Annotated in this window: 15 protein-coding genes and 1 riboswitch; of the genes, 12 read left to right on the top strand and 3 right to left on the bottom strand. The window is 55.4% G+C overall.

Annotation, left to right across the window (positions count from 1 at the left end; genetic code table 11):
* Positions 1–34 precede the first annotated feature (34 nt).
* The 4 genes from leuA to leuD are packed head-to-tail and all read left to right on the top strand — an operon-like array spanning position 35 to position 4,711.
* Positions 35–1,597 (top strand): 2-isopropylmalate synthase, encoded by a 1,563-nt coding sequence (leuA, locus tag AC1MDE_RS12225; RefSeq protein ID WP_034826001.1) that lies wholly within the window; start codon positions 35–37, stop codon positions 1,595–1,597.
* Positions 1,598–1,599: 2 nt separating this feature from the next.
* Positions 1,600–2,691 carry a 3-isopropylmalate dehydrogenase gene (gene leuB, locus AC1MDE_RS12220; protein WP_058960908.1) on the top strand — a complete coding sequence of 364 codons (1,092 nt, stop codon included), beginning with the start codon at positions 1,600–1,602 and terminating at the stop codon, positions 2,689–2,691.
* Between the two features lie 4 nt (positions 2,692–2,695).
* Positions 2,696–4,102: a 3-isopropylmalate dehydratase large subunit gene (leuC, locus tag AC1MDE_RS12215; RefSeq protein ID WP_058960909.1), complete on the top strand. Its 1,407-nt coding sequence runs from the start codon at positions 2,696–2,698 to the stop codon at positions 4,100–4,102.
* Positions 4,103–4,105: 3 nt separating this feature from the next.
* Positions 4,106–4,711 (top strand): 3-isopropylmalate dehydratase small subunit, encoded by a 606-nt coding sequence (leuD, locus tag AC1MDE_RS12210; protein WP_038649091.1) that lies wholly within the window; start codon positions 4,106–4,108, stop codon positions 4,709–4,711.
* Between the two features lie 83 nt (positions 4,712–4,794).
* Here leuD and AC1MDE_RS12205 read toward each other — a convergent pair whose 3' ends face one another.
* Positions 4,795–5,976, bottom strand: a complete 1,182-nt coding sequence (locus AC1MDE_RS12205; RefSeq protein ID WP_479414743.1) for an MFS transporter — start codon at positions 5,974–5,976, stop codon at positions 4,795–4,797.
* Positions 5,977–6,229: 253 nt separating this feature from the next.
* Between AC1MDE_RS12205 and sgrR the strand changes: the two genes are divergently transcribed.
* From sgrR to thiQ, 4 genes are all read left to right on the top strand, one after another.
* Positions 6,230–7,891, top strand: a complete 1,662-nt coding sequence (gene sgrR, locus AC1MDE_RS12200; RefSeq protein WP_058960912.1) for an HTH-type transcriptional regulator SgrR — start codon at positions 6,230–6,232, stop codon at positions 7,889–7,891.
* 35 nt (positions 7,892–7,926) lie between these two features.
* Positions 7,927–8,021: riboswitch (TPP riboswitch) on the top strand.
* A gap of 47 nt (positions 8,022–8,068) precedes the next feature.
* Positions 8,069–9,055 carry a thiamine ABC transporter substrate binding subunit gene (gene thiB, locus AC1MDE_RS12195; protein ID WP_058960913.1) on the top strand — a complete coding sequence of 329 codons (987 nt, stop codon included), beginning with the start codon at positions 8,069–8,071 and terminating at the stop codon, positions 9,053–9,055.
* A complete protein-coding gene (gene thiP, locus AC1MDE_RS12190; RefSeq protein WP_479398014.1) occupies positions 9,055–10,641 on the top strand; it encodes a thiamine/thiamine pyrophosphate ABC transporter permease ThiP in 1,587 nt (528 codons plus the stop codon). Before thiB ends, thiP begins: the two co-directional genes overlap by 1 nt.
* Positions 10,625–11,326 (top strand): thiamine ABC transporter ATP-binding protein ThiQ, encoded by a 702-nt coding sequence (thiQ, locus tag AC1MDE_RS12185; RefSeq protein WP_058959348.1) that lies wholly within the window; start codon positions 10,625–10,627, stop codon positions 11,324–11,326. The genes thiP and thiQ overlap by 17 nt, the downstream gene beginning before the upstream one ends.
* On the opposite strand, the gene AC1MDE_RS12180 is transcribed toward thiQ, so the two are convergent.
* Complete coding sequence (locus AC1MDE_RS12180) at positions 11,323–12,087, bottom strand: DedA family protein (RefSeq protein WP_058959349.1); 765 nt, start codon at positions 12,085–12,087, stop codon at positions 11,323–11,325. The genes thiQ and AC1MDE_RS12180 overlap by 4 nt on opposite strands.
* A gap of 166 nt (positions 12,088–12,253) precedes the next feature.
* On the opposite strand from AC1MDE_RS12180, the gene polB reads away from it, so the two are divergent.
* The 3 genes from polB (at position 12,254) to rluA (ending at position 18,353) form a co-directional block, all read left to right on the top strand.
* Positions 12,254–14,614, top strand: a complete 2,361-nt coding sequence (polB, locus tag AC1MDE_RS12175) for a DNA polymerase II (protein WP_480344577.1) — start codon at positions 12,254–12,256, stop codon at positions 14,612–14,614.
* 152 nt (positions 14,615–14,766) lie between these two features.
* Complete coding sequence (gene rapA, locus AC1MDE_RS12170) at positions 14,767–17,673, top strand: RNA polymerase-associated protein RapA (RefSeq protein WP_058959351.1); 2,907 nt, start codon at positions 14,767–14,769, stop codon at positions 17,671–17,673.
* 20 nt (positions 17,674–17,693) lie between these two features.
* Entirely contained in the window at positions 17,694–18,353 is a 660-nt protein-coding gene (gene rluA, locus AC1MDE_RS12165) for a bifunctional tRNA pseudouridine(32) synthase/23S rRNA pseudouridine(746) synthase RluA (protein WP_058959352.1), read from the top strand.
* A gap of 67 nt (positions 18,354–18,420) precedes the next feature.
* Here the strand turns inward: rluA and djlA are convergent, their stop codons facing one another.
* Positions 18,421–19,233, bottom strand: a complete 813-nt coding sequence (djlA, locus tag AC1MDE_RS12160) for a co-chaperone DjlA (protein WP_058959353.1) — start codon at positions 19,231–19,233, stop codon at positions 18,421–18,423.
* Between the two features lie 181 nt (positions 19,234–19,414).
* Here djlA and lptD point away from each other — a divergent pair, with 181 nt between their 5' ends.
* Entirely contained in the window at positions 19,415–21,787 is a 2,373-nt protein-coding gene (lptD, locus tag AC1MDE_RS12155) for an LPS assembly protein LptD (protein WP_058959354.1), read from the top strand.
* The last annotated feature ends 21 nt before the right edge of the window (positions 21,788–21,808 follow it).

Raw genomic sequence — 21,808 nt, 5'->3', positions numbered from 1 at the left:
GGCGAAGTTGAGTTAAAGCAAAAGGAAGATGACCATGAGCCAGCAAGTTATTATTTTCGATACCACTCTGCGCGACGGCGAGCAGGCATTACAGGCCAGCCTGAGTGTTAAAGAAAAACTGCAGATCGCCCTGGCGCTGGAGCGTATGGGCGTGGATGTAATGGAAGTCGGTTTCCCTATCTCTTCGCCAGGCGATTTCGAATCGGTGCAGACCATCGCGCGCTCGGTGAAAAACAGCCGCGTTGCCGCTCTGGCTCGCTGCGTGGATAAGGATATTGATGCCGCCTACGAGGCTTTGCGTGTGGCTGAAGCATTCCGCATTCATACTTTCCTCGCCACTTCGCCAATGCATATCGCCACCAAATTGCGCAGTACCTTGCCAGATGTGATTGACCGCGCAGTAGCCTCTATTAAACGTGCCCGCAACTATACCGATGACGTTGAGTTTTCTTGCGAAGACGGTGGCCGTACGCCTATCGACGATCTGTGCCGCGTAGTGGAAGCCGCGATCAACGCCGGCGCCACCACCATCAACATCCCGGATACGGTTGGTTACACCTTGCCGCACGAGTACGCCAACATCTTCAGCCAGTTGCGCGAACGCGTACCGAACATCGATAAAGCTATCTTGTCTGTTCACACCCATGATGATTTGGGCATGGCAACCGGCAATGCCGTAGCAGCGGTGTTAGCCGGTGCGCGTCAGGTTGAAGGCACCATCAATGGCCTGGGCGAACGTGCCGGTAACTGTGCGCTGGAAGAAGTGATTATGGCGATTAAAACCCGTCAGCAGATCATGAACCTGCACACCAATATCCATCATCAGGAAATCTACCGCACCAGCCAGTTGATCAGCCAAATCTGCAACATGCCGATTCCAGCCAACAAAGCGATTGTGGGTACGGGTGCGTTTGCTCACTCCTCTGGTATTCACCAGGATGGCGTGTTGAAGAACCGCGAAAACTACGAAATCCTGACGCCAGAATCGATCGGCTTACACAAAATTCAGTTGAACCTGACTTCACGTTCAGGCCGTGCTGCGGTGAAACATCGCATGGAAGAGATGGGCTACAAAGATTCCGACTACAACGTCGATGCTCTGTACGATGCCTTCCTGAAGCTGGCCGACAAGAAAGGCCAGGTATTTGATTACGATTTGGAAGCGCTGGCGTTCATCAACAAACAGAACGAAGAGCCAGAATATTTCCAGCTGAACGAATTTAATGTACAGACCGGTTCCAGCGTTACTGCCACCGCGTCGGTGCAGTTGGGCTGTGGCGAAGAGACCAAAGCCGATGCCGCGACCGGTAACGGCCCGGTGGACGCCGTATATCAGGCCATCAACCGCATCACCGGCTTTGAAGCAGAATTGGTGAACTACAAGTTGACCGCGAAAGGCCACGGCGAGAACGCGCTGGGCCAGGTTGATATCGTGGTGAACTACAACGGTCGTAAATTCCATGGCGTTGGCCTGGCGACTGATATCGTCGAATCTTCTGCTAAAGCGATGGTGAACGCCCTGAACAACATCTGGCGCGCCAAACAGGTAGAAAAAGAATTGCAGCGTAAATTTAAAGATCAGAAGGAAACGGTGTAACTATGACTCAGTCTTATCATATTGCGGTAATGCCAGGCGACGGAATCGGCCCGGAAGTGATGGCGCAGGCTATCAAGGTTCTCGACGCAATTCGCGCGCGCTTCGACATGCGTATCACCACCAGCGAATATGATGTTGGCGGTATCGCCATCGATCGTCACGGTGAACCGCTGCCGCCTGCCACCGTTGCCGGTGCAGAGCAAGCGAATGCGATTCTGTTCGGCTCTGTCGGTGGTCCAAAATGGGAACACCTGCCGCCAGCGGGCCAGCCTGAGCGTGGTGCACTGTTGCCACTGCGTAAGCACTTCAAGTTGTTCAGCAACCTGCGCCCCGCTTCCTTATATAAAGGCCTGGAAGCGTTTTGCCCACTGCGCAGCGACATCGCCGCACGCGGTTTCGACATCCTGTGCGTGCGTGAATTAACCGGCGGCATCTACTTTGGTCAGCCGAAAGGGCGCGAAGGTAGCGGTCCACATGAGCGTGCATTTGATACCGAGGTGTATCACCGTTTCGAGATCGAGCGTATCGCACGTAACGCCTTTGAAGCCGCACGCAAGCGTCGTAACAAAGTGACGTCAGTGGATAAAGCCAACGTGCTGCAGACTTCAGTGATGTGGCGTGAAATCGTTAATGAAGTGGCAAAAGATTACCCGGATGTGCAGTTGAGCCACATGTACATCGATAACGCCACCATGCAGTTGATTAAAGATCCATCACAGTTTGACGTGCTGCTCTGTTCTAACCTGTTCGGTGACATCCTGTCAGACGAATGCGCGATGATCACCGGTTCAATGGGCATGCTGCCTTCTGCCAGCATGAACGAAGAAGGTTTCGGTCTGTATGAGCCTGCAGGCGGTTCCGCACCCGATATCGCCGGTCAGAACATTGCCAACCCAATTGCTCAGATTCTTTCGTTGTCTCTGCTGTTGCGCTTCAGCCTGAATGCCGCTGAAGCTGCAGACAGTATCGAGCGTGCGGTCAGCCGTGCGCTGGAAGCGGGCCATCGTACCCGCGATTTAGCCGGTAACGGCCCAGCTGTGAGCACAGATGAAATGGGCAGCATCATTGCCGGTTTCATCGCTGAGGAAAAATAATAAAATGAAAAGCTTATACCAGAAGTTATTTGATGCACATGTCGTCCACGAAGCACCAAACGAAACCCCGTTACTGTACATCGATCGCCATCTGATCCATGAAGTGACGTCACCGCAGGCCTTCGATGGCCTGCGCGCTCACGGCCGCAAAGTGCGCCAGCCGTCGAAGACGTTCGCCACCATGGACCACAACGTTTCTACCCAGACCAAAGACATTAACGCGTCGGGTGAGATGGCGCGTATTCAGATGCAAGAGCTGATCAAGAACTGTGCTGAGTTCGGCATTCAGCTGTATGACCTGAATCACCCGTTCCAGGGTATCGTGCACGTGATCGGGCCTGAACAAGGGATGACGCTGCCAGGCATGACCATCGTCTGCGGCGATTCCCACACCGCGACCCACGGCGCATTCGGTTCGCTGGCATTCGGTATCGGTACCTCCGAAGTTGAGCATGTGTTTGCCACGCAGACCCTGAAACAGGGCCGTGCCAAAACCATGAAGATTGAAGTGCTGGGCGAAGCGGCGCCGGGCATTACGGCGAAAGATATCGTGTTGGCGATTATTGGTAAAACCGGCAGCGCCGGCGGTACTGGTCACGTGGTGGAATTCTGTGGCCCGGCGATTGAAGCGTTGAGCATGGAAGGCCGCATGACGTTGTGCAACATGGCGATTGAGATGGGTGCCAAAGCGGGCCTGGTCGCGCCGGATGAAACCACTTTCGCTTACCTGAAAGACAAGCAGTTCGCACCGAAGGGCGAGCAGTGGGATGAAGCCGTCGCTTACTGGCGTACGATGAAGTCCGACAGCGATGCCAAATTCGACACCATTGTCACCCTGAACGCGGCCGATATCGCGCCGCAGGTGACCTGGGGCACCAACCCAGGCCAGGTGATGGCGGTGGATCAGGCGATCCCAAATCCTCAGTCCTTTGCCGATCCGGTTGAGCGTGCTTCTGCCGAGAAAGCGTTGGCTTACATGGATTTGCAGCCGGGTATTAAACTGACTGAAGTCGCTATCGACAAAGTCTTTATCGGCTCCTGCACCAACTCACGTATTGAAGATTTGCGCGCGGCGGCAGCCATCGCTAAAGGCCGCAAAGTCGCACCAGGCGTTGTTGCCATGGTCGTCCCTGGCTCAGGCCCAGTGAAGGCACAAGCCGAAGCCGAAGGTCTGGACAAAATCTTCCTGGAAGCGGGTTTTGAATGGCGTCTGCCGGGTTGCTCCATGTGTCTGGCGATGAACAATGACCGTCTGAACCCAGGCGAGCGTTGTGCCTCCACCAGTAACCGTAACTTTGAAGGTCGTCAGGGCCGTGGCGGTCGCACTCACTTAGTGAGCCCGGCGATGGCTGCAGCGGCGGCAGTAACCGGTCGTTTTGCCGACATTCGTGAATTGACTCAGGGAGCTTAAGCCATGGCGAACAAATTTACCCAACACACCGGAATTGTGGCGCCACTGGATGCGGCGAACGTCGATACCGATGCCATCATTCCAAAACAGTTCCTGCAGAAAGTGACGCGCACCGGTTTTGGCGCGCACCTGTTCCACGACTGGCGCTTCGAAGATGATGCGGGCACCGTGCCAACCCCAGGTTTCGTGCTGAACAAGCCGGAATTTAAAGGCACCAGCATCTTGCTGGCGCGTGAAAACTTTGGCTGCGGCTCATCACGTGAGCACGCCCCATGGGCACTGACCGATTTCGGTTTTCACGTGGTGATTGCGCCAAGCTTCGCGGATATTTTCTATGGCAACAGCTTTAACAACCAGCTGCTGCCAGTGAAGTTGAGCGATGAAGAAGTGGATGAGATGTTCAAACTGGTGGCCGCGCAGCCAGGCGTGACCTTTACCGTGGATCTGGAAGCCCAGACCGTCACGGCGGGTGATAAGTCTTACAGCTTTGAAATCGACAGCTTCCGCCGTCACTGCATGATTAACGGTCTCGACAGCATTGGTTTGACACTGCAACACGAAGCGTCCATCTCCAACTACGAGACCACTCAGCCAGCGTTCCTGCGTTAATGCCTTATTCGGTGCGTTTGAATGCGCACCGAATAGAGACGCACTGGATGTTTATAAAGTCGCCTTTGCGGGCGACTTTATATTTATTGGGCATCACGCACGCGCGACGCCAGCCCCAACGCCACAAGTGCCATCGCTAATGCCAGCCAATACACCGACTCATGGCCAAAGCGCTCGCTCAGCGTGCCCTGTATCAATCCTGCAATAATCAAACCGGTCGATATCGAGGTGGTAAACATCGTGGTCGCCGCGCCTGCTCGTCCCGGCATCAAATCCTGGAACCACAGCATGCCAATCCCTGCGACGATGCCAATAAACGCCGCGTTAAACAGCTGCAGCACCATTAACGCCGTGCGTGACTGGAACAACACCAGCCCAAGATAGAACAGAATCGCTGCCACCAGCGCTAACAGCACCAATTTACGTTTACCGAAGCGCTTCGCGTAGTGCCCAGCCAGCAGCATGATAGGAATCTCCAGTCCTGCCGCCGTTCCCATTAATAAGCCCGCCAGTTTTTCCGGCAACCCCAATGTGAAGCTGATATACAGCGGCATGTCGATGATATACATGGTGTTGCACGCCCACATCACCACCGAGGCGATAAACAGCATTCGCACCTGGCTATCTTTCCACGGGCTCAGTTGGGTCAGTACCTGCTCTGGCGTCGCGGCCACGCGCGGCACCGACGGCAGAGTGCGCCAAATCAGCAGCATGCTGAGCAGGAAAATCGCCGCCGCCACGCAGAACAGTGTGACGAAGCCATAGTTAAGCGCTAAGGCGAACGACAGCGGCGGGCCAATCACCCATGCCAGCGACAGCTGCGCACGCATCACCGAGCTGAACATCACCACTTCACGCGCCGACTGATCGGCATACTCGCGTGCCAGCGCAAAGATCTGCGGTATCGCCACGCTGGCCAGCGCTGACAGCAACACGCCCACACTGATCAACGTCAGATAATGACGATTAAAGGCAAACAGCAGCGCATTCAGTACCGCCATAAGGCAACAAAACAGGATCAGATTGCGACGATCGCCGCGATTGTCCGAACGTTTCGCCATCAGCAGGCTAATCACAATCCCGGCAATCGCGTTGATGGTAAAAAATAGCCCGACCCAAAACGGTCGCACCTGCACTTCGCGCGTCAAAAACAAACTCAGTGTGGGTGCCTGCAACGCACCGGCAACACCGGTCATAAACGACACCGCCATAAAAGAGAGATAAACCGGATTAATACGACGCTGGCGCGTTAACAGCGATTTCATGCAGAAATCCCTTTGCGGAGAAATGAGGCTAAGACAAAGAGGGTAGAAGATTTCACAGCAAAACGAAAAAAGCCAGCAGAGAAAACGCTGCTGGCGGTGAAATGCACCCTACTCAGAAAAGGCTCCACGTCGGCGGAACCGCTGGCAGAGCGCCATTCATTGCTGAATGCCTCCCGCTCTTCCATTGCCTGGCAGTATGCCTCTAATATGGGGCAGGAAAAACTGAGCGATTCTGAGAAGGAGTTCCCCTTTTATGTCCTCTGCGCGACTGCAACAGCAGTTCATCCGTCTGTGGCAAAGCTGCCAGGGGCTGGATCAGGAAACCACCTTAAGCGATCTGGCTGAACGACTGCACTGCTCGCGCCGCCACATGCGTAACCTGCTGAATGCCATGCAGGATGCGGGCTGGCTGATTTGGCAGGCAGAAGCCGGGCGCGGTAAGCGTTCGACCCTGAGCTTCAATTACACCGGCTTAGCACTGCAGCAGCAGCGCGCCGAGGATCTACTGGAGCAGGATCGCATTGAACAGTTGGTGCAACTGGTGGGCGATAAGAATCAGGTGCGGCAGATGATTGCGGCGCATCTCGGGCGCAGTTTCCGCCAGGGCAAGCACATCCTGCGCGTGCTCTATTACCGTCCGCTGCCCAATCTGCTGCCGGGCTCGCCGCTGCGTCGTTCGGAAACCCATCTGGCGCGACAAATCTTTAACGGCCTGACGCGAATAAATGAGGAAAAGGGGGAAATCGAAGCGGATATCGCCCATCACTGGCAACAAACCTCCCCACTCCATTGGCGTTTCTTTTTACGACCCGCGATTCGCTTCCACCACGGCCGCGAACTGGAGATGGAAGACATCATCGCTTCACTGGAACGTGTACGCAGTCAGCCGCTGTTCTCGCATATCGACAAACTGCACTCTCCCGCGCCCTGGACGCTGGATATTCATCTGTCACAGCCCGATAGCTGGCTGCCGTGGCTATTGGCCAGCGTCAGCGCGATGATCCTGCCGCGCGAATGGCCGACGTTGCGCCATTTCGCCCGTCAACCCATCGGCACTGGTCCGTACAGCGTGGTACGCAACCAGCAGACGCAGCTGAAAATCGCCGCCTTTGATGACTATTTTGGCTATCGCGCTCTGATTGATGACGTGTCGATTTGGGTGCTGCCGGAAATCAGCGACGAGCTGGTGTATGCCGGCGTGAAGCTGCAGGGGGAAACCGCCGATGAGAAATCCGAAGAGAGCCGTCTGGAAGAAGGCTGCTATTTCCTGCTGTTCGACCAGCGCTCAGAGCGTGGTAAGGATGCCCATTTTCGACGCTGGGTGAGCTATCTGCTTAACCCGATTGCCCTGCTCAACCATGCGGGTGTGGGCTATCAGCGCTACTGGTTCCCTGCATACGGTTTCTTACCGCGCTGGCATCATCGCCGCGATCTCACCCCAGCCGAAAAGCCCGATGGACTCACGCAACTGACCATCAGCTGGTACAGCCATCATGTCGAGCATGAAGGCATTGCTAACGCCCTGCGCCCGCTGCTGGCTGAACAGGGCGTTGAGCTGATCACGCGCGAGCTGAGCTACGAAGAGTGGTTCGAAGGTGAAGGAGAGAGTGACATCTGGCTCGGCAGCGTCAACTTCACTCTGCCGCTCGACTACGCACTGTTTGCGCAGCTCTACGAATTGCCGCTCATGCATCACTGCGTTCCGATTGACTGGCACGCAGATGCACAACAGTGGCGACAGAAAGCCTTGCCTCTGGCCGAGTGGAGCAAACAGTTGGTGAACAGCGACTTTGTTCATCCGCTCTTCCATCACTGGTTACTGCTGGAAGGCCAGCGCAGTATGCGCGGTGTGCGGCTCAACACGCTCGGCTGGTTTGACTTTAAATCGGCCTGGTTTGCACCACCGGAGCTGTGACACTTTCGCGCTGTCACAGAAGTGTCTAAAATAAGCCGTTCTCAACGGGGTGCCCTGGTATTGGGCTGAGAGAAACCCGTCGAACCTGATCCGGCTCATACCGGCGTAGGGATTTGAGATGAGCGATAACTCAGATCCTTTGCGACTCAACTTTATCTTCTCCTCAAGGAGCGCAAAGTGTTAAACAAAGTCTTGCCCGTGTTGCTGTTGATCTCTGCCCCGGCGTTGGCTGCCAAGCCTGTTCTTACCGTTTACACCTACGACTCGTTCTCTGCAGATTGGGGCCCCGGCCCTGCCGTTAAAAAAGCCTTTGAAGCCGAGTGCGGCTGCGAACTGAACTATGTGGCGCTGGAAGATGGCGTGTCGCTGCTCAACCGCGTGCGGATGGAAGGCAAAAACAGCAAAGCCGATGTGGTGCTGGGCCTCGATAACAACCTCGTGCAAGCCGCCGAAAAAACCGGCCTGTTCGCAAAAAGCACCGTCGACACCAGTAAATTGCAACTGCCTGATAGCTGGCATAACGACACCTTCGTTCCGTTCGATTACGGCTACTTCGCCTTCGTCTACGATAAAAACAAGCTGAAGAACCCACCGAAAAGCCTGAAAGAACTGGTTGAAAGCCCGGAAAAGTGGCGTGTGATCTATGAAGATCCACGCACCAGCACACCGGGATTAGGCCTGCTGCTGTGGATGCAAAAAGTGTATGGCGATAAAGCACCTGACGCCTGGCAGAAGCTGGCACAGAAAACGGTCACCGTCACTAAGGGCTGGAGCGAAGCCTATGGCCTGTTCCTGAAAGGCGAAGGCGATCTGGTGCTGAGTTACACCACCTCTCCGGCATATCACATCATCGAAGAGAAGAAAGATAACTACGCCGCTGCGCCGTTTAGCGAAGGCCATTATCTGCAAGTGGAAGTCGCTGCACAGCTCGCTAGCAGCAAACAGCCCAAACTGGCGCAGCAGTTTATGCAATTTATGGTGTCGCCAGCTTTCCAGCAGACCATTCCGACTGGCAACTGGATGTATCCGGTGATCAAAAGCGATCTGCCTACCGGTTATCAGTCACTGACCGTGCCGGCGAATGCGCTGCAATACAGCTCAGCCGAAGTGGCCGATCATCGCGCGGACTGGATTCGCACCTGGCAACAAGCCGTTAGCCGTTAATGCCAGCCTGGTTAATTCCTGGAAGTGCCGTTGCGCTGCTATTGTGCGCAGTGGCACTGCTGGCGTTTGGCGCCTTAGTGATGGCGGCGCCGGTCACTGACTGGCGCGCTCTGCTGTCAGACAGTTATCTGCACCACGTCCTGGCCTTCTCGTTTGAGCAGGCGCTTTTATCTGCCCTGCTCTCGGTGCTGCCGTCGATTCTGCTGGCACGCGCGTTGTATCGTCGCCGCTTTCCGGGACGTAATCTGCTGCTGCGCCTGTGTGCCATGACGCTGGTATTGCCGGTTTTAGTGGCCGTATTTGGTTTGCTCAGTGTTTACGGTCGCAGCGGCTGGCTGGCGCACCTCTGCAGCCTGCCTGGCATTGATTACACCTTCTCGCCCTATGGCTTGCAGGGCATTTTACTGGCACATGTGTTCTTCAATCTGCCGCTTGCCACCCGCATGCTGTTGCAGGCATTGGAAAGCATTCCTGGCGAGCAGCGCCAGTTAGCCGCCCAGCTTGGCCTGCGCGGCTGGAATCTGTTTCGTTTGGTCGAGTGGCCATGGTTGCGACGTCAGATCCTGCCCACCGCAGCCCTAATTTTTATGCTGTGCTTCGCCAGCTTTGCCACGGTACTGGCATTGGGCGGTGGACCGCGCGCCACCACGTTAGAGCTAGCGATTTATCAGGCGCTGAGTTTTGATTACGATCCCAGTCGTGCGGCGCTACTGGCACTGTTACAACTCGGATGCTGTTTGCTGCTGGTGCTGCTCAGCCAACGTTTCAGTAAAGCCATCCCTACCGGCAGCCAAAATATTCGTGGCTGGCGTGACCCGCAGGATTGCTGGCATGCCCGGATCGGCGACACGCTACTGATTGTCTGTGCGCTACTGCTGTTGCTGCCGCCGCTCGCTGCGGTGATCGTTGATGGCTTGCGCGGTGGTGTTGCAGGTGCCCTGCAACAGCCCGCGTTATGGCAAGCGACCTTCACCTCACTGCGCATCGCCATCGGCGCCGGATTGCTGTGCGTGGTGCTGACCATCATGTTGCTATGGAGCAGTCGCGAGCTGCGTCAGCGTCAGCGCAAAGTTGCGGCACAGGCAATGGAGCTAAGCGGTATGCTGATCCTGGCGATGCCCGGCATCGTGCTGGCCAGCGGCTTTTTCCTGCTGTTCAACGCCACCATCGGCCTGCCGCAGCGCGCCGATGGCTTAGTGATTTTCACCAATGCGCTGATTGCCATCCCCTATGCGATGAAGGTACTGGAGAACCCGATGCGCGATATCAGCGCTCGCTACACCCCGCTCTGCGCATCACTGGGCATTGCTGGTATTAATCGCCTGAAACTGATTGAACTGCGCGCGCTGAAGCGGCCCATTGCACAAGCGCTGGCGTTTGCCTGCGTGCTGTCGATTGGTGATTTCGGCGTGGTGGCCCTGTTTGGCAGCGCCGATTTCCGCACGCTACCGTTCTATCTGTTCCAGCAAATTGGTGCCTATCGCGGCGCAGACGGTGCCGTAACCGCACTGCTGCTGTTATCGCTGTGCCTGTTACTCTTTACCCTGATGGAAAAACTGCCGGGTCGTCATGCTGACACTGAATAATCTCACTTACCTTTACCAGCATCTGCCAATGCGCTTCCGTTTTGAAGCCCAGGCGGGTGAACGTCTGGCAATCCTTGGTCCCAGCGGCGCAGGCAAAAGCACCTTGCTCAGTCTGATCGGCGGTTTTTTGCCAGTGAGCCAGGGAACCCTGATAATGAATGGCGTCGATCATACGCGCAGCGTGCCGTCGGCGCGGCCGGTGTCGATGCTGTTTCAGGAAAACAACCTCTTCCCACACCTGACGGTGCAGCAAAATATGGGATTAGGCTTGCATCCAGGCTTGAAACTGACGCGGGAACAGCAGCAACAGCTGGCCACCATCGCTGAGCAGACCGGGTTAGCGGAGATGCTGAACCGCTTGCCCGTCGAGCTTTCCGGCGGTCAACGTCAGCGCGTGGCCTTAGCGCGCTGCCTGTTGCGCGATCGGCCGATCCTGCTGCTCGATGAGCCCTTCTCTGCGCTCGATCCGGCGCTTCGCGGTGAGATGCTGCAACTGGTGCGTACGGTGTGTGAAAGCCGCAATATCACGCTGCTGATGGTGTCGCACAGCCTGGAAGACGCCCAGCAAATTGCGCCGCGCAGTCTGGTGGTGGTCGATGGGCGGATTTACTGGGATGGCAGCACGGCGAGCTTGATCAGTGGAGAGAGTGAAGCGGCTACCATCCTTGGCGTGAAAAAGCCTTAAGCGAAGAACACCTTCCACAATAGCTGGCGGAAGATAGGCATCATCGGGTGATACTGAATGGCGATAAATGCCGCCACGCCGATAGCCGCCGCCAGCGGTGCCAGCCAGCGCAAACGCGCCTGCGGCAGATATTTCGTCGCCCAGTCAGTGGTTTTACCACTGCGCCACCAGCGCCACATCAGCCAGAATCCCATCCACACCAGCAACGCCACCAGCAACAGCAGCCACTTAAAATTACCGCCTTGCGCGGCCTGTGGCACATCAATCGCCACTCCCGCCAGAATGCCCGGCATCAGATAAGCCGGCGGCCAGAGAATACAGCCAATCAGGTTGGGCGGCAGGAACTTGCGCACCGGCAGTTCCAGCATACCCGCCGCCAGTGGAATCAACGGACGCGTCGGGCCGACGAAGCGCCCCACCAGAATGGTAAACATGCTGTGTTCATGCAGCGCGTGCTCAGTTTTATCCAGCAGGCCCTGATACTTTTTCAGATATTTCCAGCGGTGTAATGGCCCCTGAAACTTCCAGCCGATGCCATACGAGACCCAATCACCAATAAGGCAACCGGCGAAACCTGCCGCCCAGGCAGGATAAAGGCCAATCTGTCCGCTGCCCACCAGCGCCCCAAGGCTGGCCATTAATACGGTTCCTGGCAACAGCAATCCCACGAACGCCAGTGACTCAAGGAAGGTCACCAGCGCCACGGCCATCAGCGCGTACTCCAGCGATTGCGAAAACAGATGTTGAATCCAGGCTTCCATAACTATCCTCTGCGGAATATAGAGGCTGGATTGTCCGGAGCCAGCGCCAACCCGTCAAGGCAAGAATTGTAGGACGATGTTGACAGAGTACTGACAATGTCGCCACACACAGGCACTGTATAAACATCCATGATATACTTCAGGCAATTCATTTCCCGGAGTTCACGTGACCGAACCACGCGCAGGTTTTTTGCTTACCCGCCACTGGCGAGATACCCCAACCGGCAGCGAAGTGGTGCTGTGGCTGGCGACTGATCAGGGACCGCAGCGGCTGGTGCTACCGGCACAAGAGTCCGTGGCTTTCATTCCAGAAGAGTTCCGCCAGCAAACCGAAGCGTTGATCCGTGACGAGCGGCATATTCGTGTGCAATCGCTCGAACTGAAAGATTTTCGCCGTCGTCCGGTTTTTGGCCTTTATTGCCGCAGCCATCGCCAGCTGCAAAACCTGGAAAAGCGCCTGCGCGAAAATGGCATCGCGCTGTATGAAGCCGATATCCGCCCGCCAGAGCGCTATTTGATGGAGCGTTTTATCACTGCGCCGGTGTGGTTCAGCGGCGAGGTACACGGCGATAGCGTGGTCAATGCTCGCCTGAAACCGCATCCAGATTACCGCCCGCAGCTAAGATGGGTTTCGCTGGATATCGAAACCACGGAACACGGTGAACTGTATTGCATCGGGCTGGAGGGCTGCGGTCAGCGCCAGGTGTATATGCTGGGTCCACCCAATGGCGATGCCAGCACGCTCGATTTCGATCTCATCTATGTGGATAGCCGCCCGCAGTTGCTGGATCAGCTCAATGCCTGGTTCGCCCGTCACGATCCTGACGTGATCATCGGCTGGAGCGTAGTGCAGTTCGATCTGCGCGTCCTGCAAAAACACGCCGATCGTTATGGCATTCCGCTGCGCTTAGGACGCCAAAATCAGGCGCTGGAGTGGCGCGAGCACGGCTTTAAGCCTGGCGTCTTCTTCGCACAAGCAACAGGACGGTTGGTGATTGATGGTATTGAAGCGCTGAAATCCGCGTTCTGGGACTTTCCCTCTTTCAGTCTTGAGGCGGTGTCACGCCAGCTCCTCGGCGAAGGAAAAGACATCGACAACCCGTGGCAGCGCATGGAGGAGATCAACTGGCGTTTTGCCCATGACAAACCCGCGCTCGCGAAGTACAACCTGAAAGATTGCGAACTGGTGACGCGCATTTTCCATCACACTGCCATCATGCCGTTTCTGCTGGAACGCGCCACGGTAAATGGCCTGGCGGTCGATCGTCACGGCGGTTCGGTGGCGGCGTTTGGTCATCTTTATATTCCGCGTATGCATCGCGCAGGATTCGTGGCGCCTAACCTTGGTGAAGTGGCACCCGAAGCCAGCCCCGGCGGTTATGTGATGGACTCACGGCCCGGCCTGTATGATTCGGTGCTGGTGCTGGATTACAAAAGCCTTTATCCCTCCATTATTCGCACCTTTCTGATCGATCCTGTCGGTTTGGTGGAGGGGCTGGCGCATCCAGACGATGCCGATACCGTGCCCGGGTTTCGCCATGCGCGCTTCTCACGCCAAACCCATTGCCTGCCAGCGATTGTGGAGCAGATTTGGCAAGGGCGTGAAGCGGCTAAACGCAACGGCAATCAGCCTTTGTCACAGGCGCTGAAAATCATCATGAATGCCTTTTACGGCGTGCTTGGCACCAGCGCTTGTCGCTTCTTTGATCCACGCCTTGCGTCTTCTATTACCCTGCGTGGCCACGCCATCATGCAGCAAACACGCGAGCTGATTGAAGCCGAAGGGTTTGATGTGATTTATGGCGACACCGACTCCACCTTTGTCTGGCTCAAAGGCGCGCACAGCGAGGCGGAGGCCGCCGCCATTGGTCATCGTCTGGCTAAACAGGTCAATGCGTGGTGGCAGCAACATCTGCAGCAGACTTACGGGCTGGAGAGCGCACTTGAATTAGAGTACGAAACCCATTTCAGTCGCTTCCTGATGCCCACCATTCGCGGTGCTGAACAAGGCAGTAAAAAGCGCTACGCCGGCATGATTCGCAGCGACGGAACAGAGCGGCTGGTGTTTAAAGGGCTGGAGTCAGTGCGCACCGACTGGACACCGCTGGCGCAGCAGTTCCAGCAAAATCTGTATGGCCGAATTTTTCGTGGTGAGCCATGGCAGGATTACATCCGAGAGACCGTGGCGCAGCTGCTGGCGGGCGAACTGGATGAATTACTGGTCTACAAAAAGCGCCTGCGCCGCCCGTTAAAAGATTATGAAAAAAACGTGCCACCCCATGTACGCGCTGCTCGCCTCGCCGATGAGCAAAATCGGAAATTACAGCGTCCATTACAGCATCAAAATGGCGGGTCCATTCGCTATGTGATGGCGACCGCTGGCCCGGAACCGCTGGAAGCACGCACCACGCCGCTCGACTATGATCACTATGTCACCAAACAGTTACAACCGGTGGCAGATGGCATTTTACCTTTCGTCGGCGATGACTTTGCTACACTTATTACCGGGCAGCTGGGGCTTTTTTGACAGGTGACGAATGCCCTGCCATCCAGTACCATAGCGCCCTTCCTGTTTCTCACCGCATAGACACCCTGACCAAACTCTTGTTTGGCGGTGTTGTATTGCCTGAGTGCAGGTGAACTTCTTTATGGCATGTCAGAGAGTCGAGCTAAAAATATATGGTTTTTACACTGGGTCAGCGCTGGATTAGTGATACGGAAAGTGAACTGGGATTAGGAACGGTGGTGGCGATTGATACCCGCATGATCACCATGATGTTTCCGGCAACCGGCGAAAACCGCCTGTATGCCCGTAATGATGCTCCCGTCACCCGTGTGATTTTCAATCCGGGCGACACTATCACCAACCACGAAGGTTGGCAGATGAGCGTCGATGAAGTCCGCAACGATAACGAATTAATGACTTACATCGGCACGCGTCTCGACACCGAAGAAAGTGGCGTGGTGATGCGCGAAGTGATGCTGGACAGCAAGCTGGTGTTCAGCAAACCTCAGGATCGTCTGTTCGCCGGTCAGCTCGACCGTATGGACCGTTTTGCCCTGCGCTTCCGTGCGCGTAAATACCAGAGTGAGCAGTATCGCCTGCCGATCAGCGGCCTGCGCGGTATGCGCACCAACCTGATTCCGCATCAGCTGCATATCGCCCATGATGTTGGCCGTCGCCATGCGCCACGCGTGTTGCTGGCGGATGAAGTGGGCCTGGGTAAAACCATTGAAGCCGGGATGATTATTCAGCAACAGCTGCTGGCCGGTCGTGCCGATCGCGTACTGATCGTGGTGCCGGAAACGCTGCAGCACCAGTGGCTGGTTGAGATGTTGCGCCGCTTCAACCTGCGCTTTGCCCTGTTTGATGACGACCGCTACACCGAAGCCCAGCACGACAGCGATAACGCTTTTGAAACCGAGCAATTAATTATCTGCTCGCTAGACTTCGTGCGTCGCAATAAGCAGCGTTTGGAATTACTGGCTGATGCCGACTGGGATTTACTGGTGGTCGATGAAGCTCACCATCTGGCCTGGAGCGAAGAGGCGCCGAGCCGAGAATACCAGGTGATTGAACAGCTGGCGGAAAAAACGCCAGGCGTATTGCTGCTGACGGCCACGCCGGAACAGCTGGGTCTGGAAAGTCACTTTGCCCGTTTACGTCTGCTCGATCCAAATCGCTTCCACGACTTCAGCCAGTTCGTGGCTGAGCAGCAGAATTATCGCCCGGTGGCCGATGCGGTGAGTTCGCTGCTTGCCGATCAGGCTATCACCAAAGAAGAGATGAACCTGATCAATGACCTGATCGGTGAACAGGACATCGAGCCGCTGCTGCAGGTGGCGAACAGCGATCGTGAAGGCAAAGAAGACGCACGCAAAGAGCTGGTCTCGATGTTGATGGACCGCCACGGCACCAGCCGCGTGCTGTTCCGTAACACCCGTAACGGCGTGAAGGGCTTCCCGAAACGCGAACTGCACCAGATTCGTTTGCCACTGCCTGCGCAGTATCAAACCGCGATTAAAGTTTCCGGCATTATGGGCACGCGCAAGAGCGCAGAAGAACGCGCGCGTGACATGCTGTATCCGGAAAAGATTTATCAGGAATTTGAAGGTGATAGCGGTACCTGGTGGAACTTCGACCCACGCGTTGAGTGGCTGATGGGCTACCTGACCAGCAACCGTAAAGAGAAAGTGCTGGTGATTTGCGCTCAGGCTGCCACTGCGCTGCAACTGGAGCAGGTGCTGCGCGAGCGCGAAGGTATTCGTGCTGCAGTGTTCCACGAAGGATTATCCATTCTGGAACGCGACCGCGCTGCGGCGTTCTTCGCCTCAGAAGAAGAAGGCGCACAGGTACTGCTGTGCTCGGAGATCGGTTCTGAAGGCCGTAATTTCCAGTTCGCCAGCCGTCTGGTGATGTTCGACCTGCCGTTTAACCCGGATCTGCTGGAACAGCGTATTGGTCGTCTCGACCGTATCGGCCAGATGCACGATATCCAGATTCTGGTGCCTTGGCTGGAAAAAACCGCTCAGGCGGTACTGCTGCGCTGGTATCATGAAGGTCTGGATGCGTTTGAGCATACCTGCCCAACCGGTCGCACCATTTATGACAGCGAATACAGCAAGTTAATCGAATACCTCGCCGCACCTGAGAATCCACAGGGGCTGGATGAATTTATTGCAGAGAGTCGTAAACAGCACGACACGCTGAAAGCGCAGCTGGAGCAGGGTCGTGACCGCTTACTGGAGCTGAACTCCAACGGCGGCGAAGCAGCGCAGGCGCTGGCGAATGCTATCGGCGAACAGGATAATGACACCGATTTGGTTAACTTCGCGCTTAACCTGTTCGATATCGTCGGCATCAACCAGGAAGACCGCAGTGACAGCCTGATTGTGCTGACGCCATCCGATCATATGCTGGTGCCGGATTTCCCAGGTTTACCGGAAGATGGCTGCACCGTGACCTTCAACCGTAACCAGGCGCTGTCGCGTGAAGACACCCAGTTCATCACCTGGGAACATCCGCTGATCCGTAATGGTCTCGATTTGATCCTGTCCGGCGATACCGGCAGCTGTGCATTGTCACTGCTGAAGAACAAAGCGCTGCCGGTTGGGACGCTGCTGGTTGAGATGGTGTACGTGGTTGAAGCGCAGGCTCCGAAAAGCCTGCAACTCACCCGCTTCCTGCCGCCAACGCCGGTGCGTCTGCTGATGGATCGTGCGGGCAACAACCTGGCAGGCAAAGTGGAGTTTGAAAGCTTTAACCGCCAGTTAAACGCCGTGAATCGTCATACCGGTAGCAAACTGGTTAACGCCGTGCAGCAGGAAGTGCACGAGATTCTGACCCAGGCCGAAAAAGTGGTGATTCCGGAAGCACAGGCGATCATCGCAGCGGCGAAAGTCGAGGCGGATGAGAAGCTGAGTGCCGAGCTATCACGTCTTGAAGCGCTGCGAGCGGTCAACCCCAACATCCGTGATGATGAGGTTGAAGCGCTGGAAAGTAATCGCGAGCAGGTGCTGGCGAGCCTCGGTGATGCGGGCTGGCGTCTGGACGCACTGCGTCTGATCGTTGTCACGCACCAATAATTGCTGAAGGCCACTACGACATGTTGATGGAAGCCTACAATCCGCCGCTCGAACCCTGGCTACATATTCTGTATCAGGACGAGCACATTATGGTGGTCAACAAGCCAAGTGGCTTGTTGTCGGTGCCGGGTCGGCTGGAGGAGCACAAAGATAGCGTGATGACGCGCATTCAACGTGATTTCCCCCAGGCGGAATCGGTGCATCGGCTGGATATGGCCACCAGCGGCGTGATCGTGGTGGCGCTGAATAAGGTTGCGGAAAGAGAGCTCAAGCGGCAGTTCCGCGAACGTGAGCCATCTAAGTATTATGTGGCACGCGTGTGGGGCCATCCTGCGGCGGAAGAGGGATTGATCGATCTGCCGCTGATTTGCGACTGGCCTAATCGCCCTAAGCAAATGGTGTGCTTCGAGAACGGTAAAGCCGCGCAGACCGAATATCAGGTGCTGGAATACGAAGCGAGCAACAGTGCCCGCGTGCGGCTCAAACCAATTACCGGGCGCTCGCACCAGTTGCGCGTGCATCTACTGGCGCTGGGTCACCCGATTTTGGGCGACCGCTTTTATGCCCATGAAGAAGCACTGAGCATGGCGCCGCGTCTGCAACTGCACGCGGAGTCATTAACCATTACCCATCCGGCGTTTGGCAACAGCATGACGTTTAAGCAGCCAGCAGATTTTTAATCTGCAGGTCATAAAAAAGGGCCGTCAGTCATGACGGCCCTTTCAAATTCAATCTTAACGTTCCAGGCTATTTAAATCCTTTCTCCTTACGAATCAAATCGTAAGCCGCCTGAATCTCCTGCGCTTTCTGCTTCGCCATCTCCATCATTTCTGGCGGTAACCCTTTCGCCACCAGTTTGTCCGGATGGTGCTCACTCATCAGCTTGCGGTAGGCTCGTTTAATCGTGGTGCTGTCATCGCTGCTTTTTACCCCCAGCACACTACAGGCGTCATCCAGCGTCGGTCCGCGTTTCGCCTGTTGATAAGCACCGCCATAAGAGGAGCCACCGCCACCAAATTGTTGCCCACCTTCCATCATGCGAAGGAACTGATCGAACTGTGCCCGCGAAATGCCCAGCTCTTCCGCGATTACATACAGCACCTGGCGTTCATTGGGATGCAGCGAACCGTCAGCAAATGCCGCCTGAATCTGAATTTCCAGAAACATCCGAATCAGATCAAAACGACCAAAACAGGCGCTGCGCAGTTCACGCAATTTATTCCGCAGCGGATAGTCACTTTGCTTGCCTTCGCGGAAAGCACGCTGCGCAGCCATGCGGGCATCGCCATGCAGTTGCATACGATCCATAAATAAGGAAGCAATCTGGATATCTGCCTCGGTGACGCGCCCTTTTGACTTGGTCAAATGACCCATCACCTGAAAAGTGGTACTGAAAAACAGCGTCTGTCGCGCCTGATTATTGGCGAAATAGCCCTGTCCTTTTACGCTGCGCACTTTGTCAAACATATGACCAATGATCAGACCCAGTACAATGCCCCAGAAGCCTGCTCCGGAAAGTAAGCCGAGAGCCAGACCAATAACTTTTCCCCAGTAGCGCATAAACTCCTCAATTCGCCATGCTTGCGGCTGAAAATTGCATTATCATACCTTTCATTTACTTCAGTGCCTAACAGCAACGCGATCAGACAAGGATTAACACTGGCACAACGCCGGGCAGTAAGTTAGTCTCTGAGCCGATTGTCGGCATGATGCCCGTTCTCATGGAAATCCCGAACCGCGTATGAAAAAACAGATACCTACCCTGCTGGCAACCATGATTGGTGCAGCGCTCTACAGTCAGCAGTCATTCGCCGACGATCTTATGTCGCAATGTATGCTGGGCGTGCCGAGCTACAACCGTCCGCTGGTCAGCGGCGACACCAATTCCCTGCCTGTCACCATCAACTCTGACTCGGCCAAGGGTAACTACCCGAATGACGCGGTATTCACGGGCAATGTTGATGTGCAGCAGGGCAACAGCCGCTTACGTGCCGATGAGATGCAACTGCATCAGCGTCAGCAGGATGGACAGACCACGCCAGTGCGTACCGTGGATGCGCTGGGTAATGTGCACTATGACGACAACCAGGTCATCCTGAAAGGTCCGAAAGCGTGGTCCAATCTGAACACCAAAGACACCAACGTGTGGAACGGTGATTACCAGATGGTGGGCCGTCAGGGCCGTGGTGTTGCCGACCAGATGAAACTACGTGGCGACAACCGTTATACCATTCTGGAAAACGGCAGCTTCACCTCTTGCCTGCCCGGCTCTAATAGCTGGAGCGTGGTCGGTTCTGAAGTGATCCAGGACCGTCAGGAAGAAGTGGCGGAGATTTGGAACGCCCGCTTTAAACTCGGCAATGTGCCGGTGTTTTACAGCCCATATTTGCAGTTACCGATTGGCGATCGCCGTCGCTCCGGTTTCCTGATCCCGAATGCGAAGTACGGTAGTAACAACGGCTTCGAATTTATGCTGCCGTATTACTGGAACATCGCGCCACAGGCCGATGCCACGATTACGCCGCATTACATGAGCAAACGTGGTCTGCAATTGCAGAACGAATTCCGCTATCTGACCGTGTTTGGTGCCGGTTTGATGGAACTGGATTATCTGCCGTCCGATAAGCAGTACGACAACGACAAAGCGGTGCGTGGCATCGCCGAAAATGATAACTCAGATCGCTGGCTGTTCTACTGGCAGCATGCTGGTGTCTATGAGCAGCACTGGCGCTTCAATGCCAATTACACCAAGGTAAGTGACCCGTATTACTTCAACGATCTCGACTCGAAGTATTACAACTCTACTGACGGTTATGCGACGCAGAAATTCAGCTTTGGCTACGCGGACACAAACTGGGACGCCACGCTGTCGACCAAAGATTTCCAGGTGTTTGGCAGTACCAGCACACGAAATATTTATCGCGCGATGCCTCAGCTTGACCTGAATTTCTATCAGAATGACATTGGTCCCTTTGACGGTCGTATTTTTGCTCAGGCGGTTAAATTTACCAACGTAAACAGTGAAATGCCTGAAGCCACGCGCCTTCATATCGAACCGACGTTGAATTTGCCACTATCCAATGGCTGGGCCAGTCTCGATACCGAAGCAAAATTCCTCGCTACCCACTATCAGCAGGATGGTATCGACAATTACAACAGCACTGTGGATGAAAATAGTGCTAGCGGCCTGCTGAAAAACTCCGTTAATCGTACCTTGCCGCAGTTCAAAGTGGATGGTCGCCTGGTGTTTGACCGCGATATGGATTGGGAACCAGGCTACACGCAAACGCTGGAACCGCGTGTGCAGTACCTCTATATCCCGTATCGTAACCAGAGCAGCATCTATCCGTACGACTCCACCCTGCTGCAAACCGACTATACCGGTCTGTTCCGCGATCGTACTTACAGTGGTCTGGATCGCATCGCTTCGGCTAACGAAGTTTCAACCGGTGTGACCACGCGAATTTATGATAACGATCTGGTTGAACGTTTTAACGTTTCTGTGGGTCAAATCTACTCGTTTACCCCGTCTCGTACCGGCGTAAACCAGACGAGTGATGAAGATGATACCGGCAGCCTGGTGTGGGCGGGTGACACCTACTGGAAAATCAGCGATCGCTGGGGCGCACGCGGCGGGCTTCAGTATGACACCCGTCTCGATAACGTTGCACAAGGCAACGCCATCCTGGAATATCGTCAGGATGCCGATCGTATGGTGCAGTTGAGCTATCGCTATAGCAGCCCGGAATACGTGGCGCAGGCGTTAAACAACTCCAGCTTGCTGACGAACCCGATCTACAAAAACGGGATTTCACAAGTTGGCGCAACCGCGAGCTGGCCAATTGCTGATGCCTGGTCACTGGTCGGTGGTTATTACTACGATACCCGCAACAGTCGTCCGGCTGAACAACTGGTAGGCCTGCAGTACAGCTCGTGCTGCTACGCCATTCGTCTGGGTTACGAGCGCAAGATCAACGGTTGGGAAAACAACGACAGTAAGTACGACAACCAAATCTCATTCAACATTGAGCTACGTGGTCTGAGTTCTAACTATGGCTTAGGCACCAATGAAATGCTGCGTCAGGGCATCATCCCTTACCAGCGCGCTTTCTGATGTTGTGATGTTTGACAGGCT

This window comes from Pantoea folii, from assembly GCF_056678875.1.
This window is presented reverse-complemented; position numbering and strand designations above follow the sequence as displayed.